Below are 12,505 nucleotides of genomic sequence, written 5' to 3' on the forward strand. Positions count from 1 at the left end.
GTATGAGGAACGACATGGAATTAGATGCTATCATTGAAGATTACCTTCAGGGTAAACTTACAGCCGCAGAAGCAGAAGCTTTTGAAAAACTGCGTGCCAATGATCCTGTAATTGATCATAAAGTAGTTGCCCATAAAGTTTTTACGGACGCAATCAAACAATATGGTAAAGTCCTTTCTCTGAAAGAACAGATGGATAAAGCGCATGCTGGTATAGATGTAGCTTCACTGAGCGAACAGCTGAGACCACATCCGTCGTTTATTATCAATATGTGGCGCAAAAATAAATCTGCAATGGCTATTGCAGCGTCATTTATCCTTTTAACTATATTCTCTATCTATTCTATACAGCATAATACCCTTCAGAACGGTACTTATGAAGTGATGCGCAGAGAGATCACCAATATTAAAAACAGTCAGAACAAACTGGTGAGAACAATCAATTCAGGTCCTAAAGCTGAAAAAGGACATGTGAATGCTGCTAAGTTTGGCGGAACCGGATTTGCTTTAACTGCCAACGGATATCTTTGTACCAATTATCATGTAGTAAGAGATGCTGATTCTGTCTATGTACAGAACAATAAAGGCGAATCTTTCAAAGTTAAGGTAGTTTACCGTGATCCGCAGTATGATATTGCTATCCTGAAAATCAATGATGAATCATTTACACCACTGGCATCAATCCCTTACAAACTGAAGAAAAACAGTATTGGAATGGGTGAAAATGTCTATACTTTAGGTTATCCTAAAGATGATGCGGTTTTAGGTGAAGGTTATATCAGTTCAAAAACCGGTCATGTTGGTGATACTACGCAATACCAGGTTTCTATTCCAATTAACCCGGGAAACAGTGGTGGTCCGTTACTGGATAATTATGGAAACATCATTGGTGTGATCACTGCGAAGGAAAATCAGGTAGATGGTGCAACATTCGCCATTAAATCCAAATACATTCTGGAAGCACTGAATGCAATTCCTCAGGATTCATTGGGAAAGAAAGTTGTGTTTGCTAAAAAGAACCCGCTTCAGGGTCTGAACAGAACTAAACAGATAGACAAAATTGAAAACTACGTCTATATGATCAAAGTATACAATTAAGCGAAACGCTTTTTTTAAAAACCCCGAAACATAATGCTTGTTTCGGGGTTTTGTTTTTAAAGCGAATCTTATGGAATTTGGAAAAGTAAATCCGGAGCAGGTTAATGACATCGACTTCACCCTGCCTGAAGACGGAAAGCAAACTCAAAAGATCTTAAACAGTAAAAGTAACCAGAAGGCAAAAGTCTTTATCGGATGTGCCAAATGGGGCAGAAAGGAATGGTTAGGACTCATCTATCCGCCTAAAACTAAAGAAGCCAATTTTCTGGATGAATATGCCAAACATTTTAATGCTATAGAATTGAATGCTGTTTATTATCAGATTCCTTCTGTTGAGTCTGTACGCAAATGGAAAAAGCAGGTGAATGACAATGCTGCCGGTGACTTTTTATTTTGTCCTAAATTTCCAAAAATTATCAGTCATGATCAGCGATTGAAAGGATCAGCACAAGCTACAGCAGAATATTTTAAAGCAATGGCAGAATTTGGTGAAAATCTGGGGCCGTGTTTTTTGCAGTTAAGCGAGAGCTTTGGCGTCAAAAATCAGGCTTTGCTGGCAGATTATCTTCAATCATTACCCAAAGATCCTGTTGTTTATGTTGAATTGAGACATGAGCAGTGGTTTGCTGATCTTGTAGTCAGACAGCAGGTTTTTGAGCTCTTAACAGCAACAAATAAAGGAGCTGTAATTACTGATGTGAGCGGAAGAAGGGATCTGGTTCATATGGAAGTGACTATTCCGGAAGTGTTTATCAGATTTATAGGTAATGGGCACGCACACAAAAAGAGTGATTTTGCCAGAATTGATGAATGGGGCGAAAGGCTTAAATCGTGGCAGGAGAGAGGATTGCAAAAGATATATTTCTTTCTGCATCAGCACGATGAACTGGATACTCCTTTACTGGCTACCCATGCGATAAAAGTGTTTAATGAGCAATTGGGGCTTGATATTCCTGAAATATCTTTCCAGCCCAGATTGTTTGCCTAGCCTGGTCAGGATTGTTTGATTTAGATCATTAAATTTCTGACTGTTGGAGGTTGTTTAATTATCTACTATATTAGTAGTGTTTATCAATAAGCGTAATTGTTCGGTTTTTAAATCAAAAAAAATAATAAGTTATGAGTATCAGAATAGGAGATACCGCTCCAAATTTTAAAGCTAAAACATCAATTGGTGATATAGATTTCTATGAATTTCTTGGCGATAGCTGGGGAGTTATTTTTTCACACCCTGCGGATTATACGCCGGTATGTACCACAGAACTTGGTCGTACAGCTTCATTAAAAGGGGAGTTTGAGAAAAGAGATGTTAAAGTTATTGCTTTAAGTGTAGACTCTGTTGAATCTCACAAAGGATGGATACAGGATATCAATGAAACACAGGATACCCATGTGGAGTTTCCGATCATCGCTGATGAGGATAAAAAGATTGCTGATCTGTATGATATGATTCATCCTAATGCTTCTGAAACACTAACTGTACGTTCTCTGTTTGTGATTTCTCCGGATAAAAAGGTTAAACTGATGCTGACTTATCCTGCCTCTACCGGAAGGAATTTTACTGAAGTACTCAGAGTGATTGATTCGCTGCAGCTTACAGCTAAATATAGTGTAGCTACGCCGGCTGACTGGAAAGATGGAGAAGATGTGGTAGTCATGAACAGTATTAAAACAGAAGATATTCCAGCAAAATTTCCTAAGGGTCACAAAGTTATCAAACCTTATCTGAGAACTACTCCTCAACCCAATAAATAATTTTAAATACCAGATGCTTTTCTTTAAATTTGATATAATTGATAATTTAAAGAAATATTAATTTTTATACTTGAATATTATGAGTACCGGAAAAGTAAAATGGTTTAACACGCAGAAAGGTTATGGATTTATAATCTACGAAGGAAACAAGGATATTTTTGTCCATTTCAAAGATGTTGTAGGCGGTATTGAGAGTCTTCAGGAAAATGATAATGTAGAATTTGACGTCACTGAAGGAAAGAAAGGTTTACAGGCCGTAAACGTGAAGAAGGTATAATCCATTGTCTGTAAGACTGGCTGAAGCCTCCCGCAAGCGGGGGGCTTTTTGTATTAATAATGCTGTATAATTGTCCCTCTGATAATCACTTTACCAGCTGTGCTGCTTTGCGTAAAGATCATAAAACTGGTGTCGTCGGGCTTAATCTGATACTTGTCTGCAAGAGCTGCTGCTTTATCGGGATAATTCCTGACAATGACATTCCCAATCAGATTTTTCTCTTTTTTGATTTTTGCTGCAGACACTACTTCATCGATTTTAAAGATCCTTCCCGGAAACTCCGGATGAATAACAGCAGCTGTATATAATTGGGTCTGCTGATGGAATTTCTGTAATCCATATCTTTGAGCAATCAGATTAAAAGCTCCGCTTTTTAAAAGGGCTACGTCAGGTTCATATAAATACTGTCCGGGAATAATAGTTCCAGTGATGTTTGCAGGTTCTTCATCGCCCATGGCAAAGCTGAATTGTTTCTGCTCTGCATTTAAAGTTGTGCAAACAATCTTTGTGGAGGCTTCAAAAGCTCTTTCTATCACCCAGATCAATTCCTTGCATTCATTTTTAACGCTGACAATATGTATTTCGGCTACGTGTTTTAATTCTTTAAGACCGGCACTAAGATCAAGCAGGGGTGCGGTTTTGATTAATATCCGTTTGGCTTTAACTAATAACAGACCCAGGTTTTCCACCACATTTGGTGTGCAATCCTTCAGCATAAAAACTTTACCTGAACTGCTTCTTCTGGCAGGATCAATATAGACGCTGTCAAACTCCTGAGTGGTCTGCTTTAAAAATTCAATACCATCTCCGCAAAAGAAAGTGACGTTTTCTTCTTTTAATAAAATTCCGTTGTAGCTGGCAATTGCCGATAATTCATCATTGATTTCACAATGTGTGACAGTCTTCACTTTTCTGGAGAAATAATAACTGTCTACTCCATAACCACCTGTCAGGTCAATCAGTGTGTTTCCAGCTGCCAGCTCTGCTTTATAAGCCGCAGTGAGTTCTGATGAACATTGTTCTACAGATAGTAAAGGCGGATAATAAATTAGTTTGGTGTTAAACCAGGTAGGTAATTTGCGGACAGACTTTTTCCTGGCAGCGATCTGATTAGCCAGTTCTTTCCCCGTAATGCCAGGGAAAGGGCTTTTCGCCATGGCAATTTTATGCACATCTGCATTTAAATTCTCCTGGATATAATCCTGAACGTGCTGATCTGTGAGTTGTTTATTCAATAGCTGATTTATCTTTCATTACAATCTGGCAGGTATGACGGCTTTTTACTTCCAGCAAAATATCTTTGTTTACAGTTACCCTGTTAATCGTATCCTGGTTATAATAGCGGATAGTAACCAGTTCCAGTCCTTTATTATATTTCACTTTATACAGAACAGATAACTCTTCAATGAGATTGTTGATTTTTTCTGCATCATGGTCCACGCTTACTGAAAAACTAAGTGCAGAATTCAGCATCGTATTTACTTTCACCTTGTGTTTATGAAACAGGCTGAAAATGTCGCTTAAATTTTCTTCAATAATGAAAGAGAAATCTTTCGGGAAAATCGAAATCAGCACCTGATTCACTTTGAAAATAAATGAAGGTACCGGTAATGCACTTTTGATGCTGTTAATCTCTGTTCCTTCGTTGGTTGGATGAAGAAATGACTTTACATATAAAGGGATATCTTTATTCTGAAGTGGTTTAATCGTTTTTGGATGGATAACCGTGGCTCCGTAATAAGTAAGCTCGATTGCATCGTGATAAGAAAGCTGAGGAATACGTTCGGTCTCGTCAAACCATTTCGGGTCAGCATTTAATACTCCCGGTACATCTTTCCAGATTGTTAAGGAAACAGCATCCAGACAGGCACAGAAGATAGCAGCAGAATAATCAGAGCCTTCGCGGCCCAGAGTAGTTGTGAAATTCTCACTGGTGCTGCCAATAAATCCTTGTGTAACGACGATGCTCTTTTTCAGTAAAGGAACAAGATTCCGCTGGATTTCCAGTTCGGTTTTATCCCATTCTACTTTTCCTTCCCGGTAGGTGTTATCTGTTTTAATGAAATTTCTTGCGTCTGCCCAGGTAGTTATGATTCCGCTTTCATTCAGATAGGCAGCTACAATTTTAGTGGAAAGGACTTCGCCGATAGAAACGATCTGATCATAAATATAATCCGGGGCATCACTGGCTTCTTCTTCCAGCAGCCACTCGATTTCTACAAATGTATTGGCAACATCGTTGTATACCGGGTGGTCATGATTTTTGAAAAGATCATTTAAAATATTAAAATGATAAGCTTTGACTTCTTCCAGTAACTGATGTGTGTTTTCCTGCCCGTATATGTAGGCATTGGAAAGTAATTCTAATTTATTGGTGATTTTGCCCATCGCAGAAATTACGATCAGCAAATTTTCTTTTTCAGCCTGCTGAATAATTGCAACAAGATTCTTTACTGCTTCTGCATTTACCACAGAAGCGCCACCGAATTTAAATACCTGCATTTTTAGTTGAAATTGTTTAAAATGGAACTTGGCTTCAATATATCTTTGATTTCCGTATAAGGAATGGTTTCTATAACTGGTCTTTACTGAATGAAGTATTTAACCAGCCTGATTCAATATGGGCATTGTATTTCTTATAGAAATTTATAGCCGGTTCGTTCCAGTCCAGTACCTGCCAGGTCATTCCGTTATAATTGTTGTCTTTTGCCTCTTTCATGACTCTTTCAAACAGTAGTTTGCCTAATCCTTTTCCTCTCTGACTTTCAGTAACAATAAAATCTTCTAAATATAAGCGGCAGCCTTTCCAGGTAGAGTATCTGGTATAATACAATGCGAAACCAAGGATTCCTGTGGCATCTTCTGCTACAAAAGCTTTCCATACGGGCTGCTTTCCAAATCCGGCTTCTATAAATTCTGCTAAGGTAACTGTAACTTCTTCTGGTGCTTTTTCGTATTCCGCCAGTTCTTTAATCAGCTCCAGCAAACGCGGGCAATCTTCTTGTACTGCAAATCTGAGTTGAATATTCATTAGGTTTATGCTTTATAATGTTTGATTTTTCTGACGCCAAAAATACTACTGCCTATTCTTACCATCGTACTGCCTTCTTCGATCGCTAATTTATAATCACCCGACATTCCCATAGACAGTTCTCTGAATGAATCTTCTTTTCTGAAAAAGCTTGTCTTAATACCATCAAACAATACATTCAGTTCCTGAAATTCATCTTTGGTTTGTTTTTCAGTAGCATTATTACTGGCAATACCCATCAAACCCGTGATCCGGATATTTTTCATTGCAAGATATTCTTCTGATCTCAGTAATTCAATAGTCTCGGCATAATCCAGACCAAATTTTGTGTCCTCATCGGCAATATAAATCTGCAGCAGACAGTCAATCACCCTGTTCTGTTTTGCAGCTTGTTTATTAATTTCTGCCAGTAATTTCAAACTGTCAACTGACTGAATTAAGCTGATAAAAGGCGCGATGTATTTAACTTTATTGGTTTGCAGATGACCAATCATGTGCCACTGAATATCTTTAGGCAAAGTTTCCTGTTTTTCAACTAATTCCTGAACAATATTTTCTCCGAAAATTCGCTGTCCTGCATCGTATGCCTCCTGAACTGCTGCTGCATCATTGAATTTGGATACGGCAATTAATTCGACATTTTCACCTTCTAATTCCTTTTTATATTTTAATAAGTTATCTGCTATGCTCATTTATCAGTATTTTTGGTAAAATTAACAACCTTAGCTCAAATAGCTACGGAAAAAATAATGTTTTATACACAATGAGAAACTTTTTGTGCATTTGCCTGCTGCTGATCGGCATTGGAGGATGTAAGCCAGGTATACCTTCTAATATCATTCAGCCGGAGAGAATGGAAGAGGTCTTATATGATATTCACATCACTGACGGTTATATTTCCACTATTCCGGCACCGGATTCTGCAAAAAACATCAGCGCCGCTTATTATAAAGGTATTTATAAGAGATTTGATATAGATTCTTCACTTTATGCCAGAAGCATGAACTATTATTATGATCATCCTGAGGTTTTAAATGTCATGTATGAAAAGATTACGGCAAAACTTAAAAAGGTAAAAGAGAAAGAGGATAAAATCAATGCTAAGAGATTAAAGAAAATTGAAGCGATCAGAAAGGCGAAAAAAGATAGCCTGGATAAAGCTGATCCGCAAAGGGTGATCAGGGAGGCTGCAGCTAAAAAAGATAGTCTGGCAAAAGCTGAAGCACTGATCAAAAAGACCCGTATTGAAGCAGCCAAAAAGGTTAAAAAAGATAGTCTGGCCAGAGTAGCGGAATTGAAAAAGGCGAAAAAAGCAGAGGCTAAAAAATTAAAAGAGCGCGCAGGTCAGGCAGCTGTTCCAAAAAATGGAATTGATGCCGGTGCAGCTAAAAAGATAAGTAATAATGATATACCCCGATAATTGTTTAGATAGACTTGGCTTCACTGAAGTCAGACAACTCATCCTGAAGCATTGCCTGAGTCCGATGGGACAATACATGGTCAGCAAAATGCAGGTGATGAATAAATATGATCAGATTAATAAATTTTTAAGACAAACTAAAGAATTTAAAAATATCCTGGAAAACCAGGAGCCACTGCAGATCAGTACTTTTTTTGATATTAAATCACTCGCTGAAAAAATCAGAGTGGAAGGTAGTTATCTCATGGAAGATGAATTGTTCCAGATTTATCTTTCTTTGCAAACGGTTTTTTCGGTACTGCGTTTTTTTGACGAAAGAAAAGATGTTTACCCAAATCTGGAAGCTCTTTTTGAGCATTTGCCAGTAGAAAAAAACATCCTTAAAAAGATAGAGACGGTTCTTGATGCTAAAGGTAAAATCAAACCAAATGCTTCGCCCAAATTACAGGAAATCATTGGTGATATTGCCAAGGGTGAACAGGAGGTACGTAAACGGATGGACGTTATTTACAAGCAGGCTGTTGCCAGCAACTGGGTAGCAGACGGAAGTTTAACGATCAGGGACGGCAGAATTTGTATTCCTATTCTTGCTGAAAATAAGCGTAAACTCAAAGGATTCATTCATGATGAATCTGCCAGCGGACAGACCGTGTACATGGAACCTGAGGTTGTATTTACACTGAATAATAAGATAAGAGACCTGGAATTTGATAAGAGAAGGGAGATTATCAGGATTCTGATTGCGCTGACTGATGATTTAAGACCATATACGCCACTGCTGCTTTCTTATCATGGCTTTTTAACCAAACTTGATTTTGTAAGGGCTAAAGCTTTATTTGCAATTGAGGTTGAAGCAGATATGCCGGTACTGGTAGCAGAACCAAGAATTAAGCTGATCAATGCAAGACATCCGCTGTTGTATTTATCTTTTAAAGAAGATAAGAAAACGGTTGTTCCTTTGAATATTCATATGAATGAAAATTTAAGGATTGTTTTGGTCTCAGGGCCCAATGCGGGTGGAAAATCAGTTTGTATGAAAACTGTTGGTTTGTTGCAGTTAATGCTGCAATCGGGTTTGCTGATACCTGCGCATGAATCCAGTGAGGTTGGAATATTTGATAACATATTTGCCGATATCGGTGATGATCAGAGTATAGAAAGTGACCTGAGTACTTATAGTGCGCATTTAACCAAAATGCGTTATTTCGTAGCGCATGCCACACCAAAGTCGCTGGTTATGATTGACGAATTTGGTACCGGAACTGATCCGCAGTTTGGCGGACCAATGGCCGAAGCGGTTCTGGAAGTACTGAATAATAAAAAAGTAAGAGGGGTGATGACAACGCACTACTCTAACCTGAAATTATTTGCAGGGAATACGCCGGGACTGGAAAATGCTTCCATGTTATTCGATAATGATAAAATGAAGCCTTTGTACGTGCTGGAAATAGGTAAACCGGGCAGTTCTTATGCTTTTGAGATTGCGCAGAATATCGGACTGCAAAAAGAAGTACTGGCACTGGCCCGGGAAAAGACCGGAACAAACCAGAACCGGATAGATAGTTTACTGGTTGATCTGGAAAGAGAGAAGAAACAGATTTATGATACCAAAATTCAGCTTTCCACGCAGCAGAATAAAGTAAAGAACCTGGTTAAGGAAAATGAGGAATTGCAGCAATTTCTGGAAGAAAACAGGAAAACCCTGATCAAAGAAGCGAAGCTTGAGGCGCAGACTATTATTAAAAACGCTAATAAACTGGTTGAAAATACAATTGCCGGTATCAAAGAAAATCAGGCCGATAAAGTTGTGACCAAACAGCTGAGACAGAATCTGCAAAAGGTTTTGGTACAGCATCAGGTTAAGGAAGAAAAGAAACCTGAAAAGGCAGTCCCTTCAAATACGCCTATCGAAGTTGGTGACTGGGTACAGCTGATTAATACAGAAACAACGGGACAGGTACTGGAGATCAACCGGGGCAATTTAGTCCTGGCATTAGGAGATCTGCGTTCTGTAGTTAAGAAAGATCGTGTACAGAAAATCAGCAACAAGCAGGCTAAGAAAGTAGTGCAGAGCAATTCTTTCTCGGGCAGAATATCTGAAGCTATAGGAAACTTTACTGCAGAACTAGATCTGCGTGGAATGCGCGGAGAAAATGCAATACAGGAAGTGGAAAAATACATGGACAAATCTATTATGCTGGGCTTCCCTTTTATCAAATTGATTCATGGAAAAGGGGATGGCATTTTAAGAAAGTTAATCCGGGAATATCTGAGAAAATACAGTCAGGTAAACCGTGTCGAAGATGAGCATGCAGACCGGGGTGGTGATGGTATTACCTACGTGTATTTCAATTAATTAAACATAATTCATTTAGGATTGTTTATCTTGTATAACACATAAACATCCTGATATGAAAATAATATTTACTTTATTTTTTATTGTGTTTTTTCTTTCAGCATGTGAAAAAAACACAAATAATGAGAGCCCGGGAGCATTACCGGATGCTGATATCAAAACGGAGGTACTTACCCAATCCCTGAAGTTTCCATGGGAGATCATATACGGACCAGATAATTTTATCTGGTTCACCGAAAGGGCTGGTAAAATCAGCCGGTTAAACCCGCTTAACGGGGTCATCACTTTAGTACATACCATTGCAGAAGTAAACAGCCTGGGAGAAGGTGGATTGCTGGGAATGGCATTACATCCGCAGTTCAGCAGTAATCCTTATGTTTACGTAGTTTATGATTATGGCTCAGGTAATAGTTATAAAGGGAAAGTAGTTCGTTTTACTTTTAATAACGGTGTATTTGTTGCGCCGCTGGTTTTACTGGATCAGATTCCAGCATCTTCCATACATAATGGCTCCAGGTTACTGATTACTCCGGATCTTAAATTGCTAATCACCACAGGTGATGCCAATGCAGCAGCTCAGGCACAGAATACAGGTAGTTTATCCGGGAAAATATTAAGGCTGAATCTGGACGGCTCTATTCCGTCTGATAATCCTTTGCCAAATAACCCACTGTGGACTTATGGACACCGTAATCCCCAGGGACTGGTACAAGCCAATAACAAATTGTATTCTTCTGAACACGGGCCTGATAATGATGATGAAATTAACCTGATTCAGAAAGGCAGAAATTATGGTTGGTCAAATGTAGAGGGCTTCTGTAATACGGCTGTCGAAAAAGACTTCTGTGCCCTGAATAATATTGCCGAACCTATGATGAACTGGACGCCTACAATTGCACCATCAGGCTTAACTTATTACAATTCGGACTATATTCCGCAGTGGAAAAACTCTTTACTGGTCGTTGCGCTTAAAGGATCCAGACTTTTACAGCTTAAACTGGATGAAGGGGGTAGTAAGATTACTGCGGCCAGAGATTTTCTGCAAAACCAGTTTGGCAGGTTAAGAGCAATCTGTCAGTCACCGGAAGGAAAAGTATACGTTGCAACCAGCAATGGAACAAATGACCAGATCATAGAAATTTCTGCGCGATAATTTACCTGGTTACTTCTTTTATCCATTGAATGCAGTCCTGAGGATCTGCTATAGACCAGGAATGCGGATGTCTTGTCCCATCTAACCGGTATCCTTTGCCAATGGCTGGTACGAATTCTGCCCGCTGATTGCCCTGTAATTTTAATATATTAATCATGGCGGATAAACTCGCTGCGTTCATGTCAAAATAATCCCGGTTTCTTTCTTTGATTGCCCATAAGATATCAGGATCAGAGCAGATTCTTACCGGGACATCAATCAGATATTTTGCATTACCACCGTCTCTTTGTGATCTTGAAAATATAGACCGTTTGCTATATTGTTCGGGATATTTTTCTGGCGGACCTCCATAAGTTTTATCATAGAAATCTACAATGAATTTTGCTTCTCTTAGTCCATTCTGTTTAGCCGGAGTCAGGCCTGCTCTGCCTTCGTTCATGGCTAAGTCTCTTCTGGATGAATTATAAAGCTCTGCAATATCTACGGGTGGGTCAACGCCTAAAACTGCACAAGGTACTATTGTAGTCCGACTGCGGTTTTCCCTGGCCAGTTCTGTATATCTCAAAGCAATCATACCTCCGTTGGAAAAACCACTCAGTACAAATTTATCTGACGGGGCAGTGTATTTAGTTATAACCTCTTTAAAAACAGTATTTAAAAAATTTAAAGCTAATTGATCATCATCCATACCACGGTCATGGTTAATGGAAGGAACAATAACCAGTATGTTCTGCCGGGTAGCCAGCTGGATGAGCTGCTTATTACAATTAATCACATTTTCAACAAGTTCACCACTGCTGGGTAGTAAAACCAGTGTGCTTTTAACCGATCCTTCGGGTAGCAAACTGTAATAGAACAGTGGATTTTGTGTCCCTTCATTGATATAGATTGCTGTGCTGTCAGTTAGCGAAGTCTTATTGTTTTTAAGTTTACTCAGGTAGGGTTCATCCAGGATGAAAAAACGGCCATCTGAAAAAGTTCCATCCATTTTAAGTCCTGTGGCAAAGGTGGTTCTGCCTTTTCCTTCCATAATTCCATTAACGAAATTTCCTTCCAGTGAGAACTGCGTGTCCGGAAATGTGAATTTTCCTTTACCATTCAATTCTCCTTTATGCAGCATTCCCACATATTTTGTACTCTCTTTATGGAGTGTGTACCAGGTTAAAATCCCATAACCTTCTGCAAAATTGTCTTTGCAGGCTCCGGTCCAGGTGATACTGATTTCGGGTGAATTATTTTCATCCACAATCCGACAGCCTGTTTTCTGATCTTTAATATATGAGCTGGATTTCTGCTGTGCAGAAGTATTAAAAGAGAAAAGGCTAAGTAGCAGGAACGGTAGTATTTTGAAATATCCCATCTTGAATTTTTTAAAGACTGTGGCTGATTTAATTGGCTGAGCTTTGCTGGTTTCTT

12 protein-coding genes are annotated in these 12,505 nt (G+C 38.8%); 7 read left to right on the plus strand and 5 right to left on the minus strand.

All coding sequences use genetic code 11. The features are described from left to right. Positions 1 to 2 precede the first annotated feature (2 nt). The 4 genes from PL_RS22425 to PL_RS22440 all read left to right on the plus strand — a co-directional run bounded on the left by PL_RS22425 (position 3) and on the right by PL_RS22440 (position 3,129). Complete coding sequence (locus tag PL_RS22425; protein WP_041879127.1) at positions 3 to 1,097, plus strand: S1C family serine protease; 1,095 nt, start codon at positions 3 to 5, stop codon at positions 1,095 to 1,097. A 70-nt stretch (positions 1,098 to 1,167) separates the two neighbouring features. Continuing rightward, entirely contained in the window at positions 1,168 to 2,085 is a 918-nt protein-coding gene (locus PL_RS22430; protein ID WP_041879129.1) for a DUF72 domain-containing protein, read from the plus strand. A gap of 131 nt (positions 2,086 to 2,216) precedes the next feature. Next, positions 2,217 to 2,852, plus strand: a complete 636-nt coding sequence (locus PL_RS22435; protein ID WP_041879132.1) for a peroxiredoxin — start codon at positions 2,217 to 2,219, stop codon at positions 2,850 to 2,852. 79 nt (positions 2,853 to 2,931) lie between these two features. Further along, positions 2,932 to 3,129 (plus strand): cold-shock protein, encoded by a 198-nt coding sequence (locus PL_RS22440; protein ID WP_041879135.1) that lies wholly within the window; start codon positions 2,932 to 2,934, stop codon positions 3,127 to 3,129. 53 nt (positions 3,130 to 3,182) lie between these two features. On the opposite strand, the gene PL_RS22445 is transcribed toward PL_RS22440, so the two are convergent. From PL_RS22445 to PL_RS22460, 4 genes are all read right to left on the minus strand, one after another. Continuing rightward, entirely contained in the window at positions 3,183 to 4,364 is a 1,182-nt protein-coding gene (locus PL_RS22445; protein ID WP_041879138.1) for a class I SAM-dependent methyltransferase, read from the minus strand. Next, positions 4,357 to 5,631 carry an aspartate kinase gene (locus PL_RS22450; RefSeq protein WP_041879141.1) on the minus strand — a complete coding sequence of 425 codons (1,275 nt, stop codon included), beginning with the start codon at positions 5,629 to 5,631 and terminating at the stop codon, positions 4,357 to 4,359. The genes PL_RS22445 and PL_RS22450 overlap by 8 nt, the downstream gene beginning before the upstream one ends. A gap of 70 nt (positions 5,632 to 5,701) precedes the next feature. Further along, complete coding sequence (locus PL_RS22455) at positions 5,702 to 6,160, minus strand: GNAT family N-acetyltransferase (protein ID WP_041879144.1); 459 nt, start codon at positions 6,158 to 6,160, stop codon at positions 5,702 to 5,704. A 5-nt stretch (positions 6,161 to 6,165) separates the two neighbouring features. Beyond that, the gene (locus tag PL_RS22460) at positions 6,166 to 6,852 is read right to left on the minus strand and encodes a YggS family pyridoxal phosphate-dependent enzyme (protein WP_041879147.1); all 687 of its coding nucleotides are present in this window, start codon (positions 6,850 to 6,852) and stop codon (positions 6,166 to 6,168) included. A 71-nt stretch (positions 6,853 to 6,923) separates the two neighbouring features. Between PL_RS22460 and PL_RS22465 the strand changes: the two genes are divergently transcribed. Genes PL_RS22465 through PL_RS22475 form a run of 3 tightly spaced genes read left to right on the plus strand, consistent with a single transcriptional unit; the run spans position 6,924 to position 11,089 of the window. After that, positions 6,924 to 7,580, plus strand: a complete 657-nt coding sequence (locus tag PL_RS22465; protein ID WP_041879150.1) for a DUF4296 domain-containing protein — start codon at positions 6,924 to 6,926, stop codon at positions 7,578 to 7,580. Next, positions 7,564 to 9,936: an endonuclease MutS2 gene (locus PL_RS22470; RefSeq protein ID WP_041879153.1), complete on the plus strand. Its 2,373-nt coding sequence runs from the start codon at positions 7,564 to 7,566 to the stop codon at positions 9,934 to 9,936. Before PL_RS22465 ends, PL_RS22470 begins: the two co-directional genes overlap by 17 nt. 55 nt (positions 9,937 to 9,991) lie before the next feature. Further along, on the plus strand, positions 9,992 to 11,089 hold the full coding sequence (locus PL_RS22475) for a PQQ-dependent sugar dehydrogenase (RefSeq protein WP_041879157.1): 1,098 nt from the start codon (positions 9,992 to 9,994) through the stop codon (positions 11,087 to 11,089). Between the two features lies 1 nt (position 11,090). Here PL_RS22475 and PL_RS22480 read toward each other — a convergent pair whose 3' ends face one another. Then, entirely contained in the window at positions 11,091 to 12,449 is a 1,359-nt protein-coding gene (locus tag PL_RS22480) for a hypothetical protein (RefSeq protein WP_052496103.1), read from the minus strand. Between the last annotated feature and the right edge of the window lie 56 nt (positions 12,450 to 12,505).

Source organism: Pedobacter lusitanus (genome assembly GCF_040026395.1).
GTDB classification, from domain to species: domain Bacteria; phylum Bacteroidota; class Bacteroidia; order Sphingobacteriales; family Sphingobacteriaceae; genus Pedobacter; species Pedobacter lusitanus.

Bases quoted from the DNA above. Each gene is read 5' to 3' on its own strand.
- PL_RS22425 (WP_041879127.1), top strand. From the start codon at position 3: ATGAGGAACGACATGGAATTAGATGCTATCATTGAAGATTACCTTCAG.
- PL_RS22430 (WP_041879129.1), top strand. From the start codon at position 1,168: ATGGAATTTGGAAAAGTAAATCCGGAGCAGGTTAATGACATCGACTTC.
- PL_RS22435 (WP_041879132.1), top strand. From the start codon at position 2,217: ATGAGTATCAGAATAGGAGATACCGCTCCAAATTTTAAAGCTAAAACA.
- PL_RS22440 (WP_041879135.1), top strand. From the start codon at position 2,932: ATGAGTACCGGAAAAGTAAAATGGTTTAACACGCAGAAAGGTTATGGA.
- PL_RS22450 (WP_041879141.1), bottom strand. From the start codon at position 5,631: ATGCAGGTATTTAAATTCGGTGGCGCTTCTGTGGTAAATGCAGAAGCA.
- PL_RS22455 (WP_041879144.1), bottom strand. From the start codon at position 6,160: ATGAATATTCAACTCAGATTTGCAGTACAAGAAGATTGCCCGCGTTTG.
- PL_RS22460 (WP_041879147.1), bottom strand. From the start codon at position 6,852: ATGAGCATAGCAGATAACTTATTAAAATATAAAAAGGAATTAGAAGGT.
- PL_RS22465 (WP_041879150.1), top strand. From the start codon at position 6,924: ATGAGAAACTTTTTGTGCATTTGCCTGCTGCTGATCGGCATTGGAGGA.
- PL_RS22470 (WP_041879153.1), top strand. From the start codon at position 7,564: ATGATATACCCCGATAATTGTTTAGATAGACTTGGCTTCACTGAAGTC.
- PL_RS22475 (WP_041879157.1), top strand. From the start codon at position 9,992: ATGAAAATAATATTTACTTTATTTTTTATTGTGTTTTTTCTTTCAGCA.
- PL_RS22480 (WP_052496103.1), bottom strand. From the start codon at position 12,449: ATGGGATATTTCAAAATACTACCGTTCCTGCTACTTAGCCTTTTCTCT.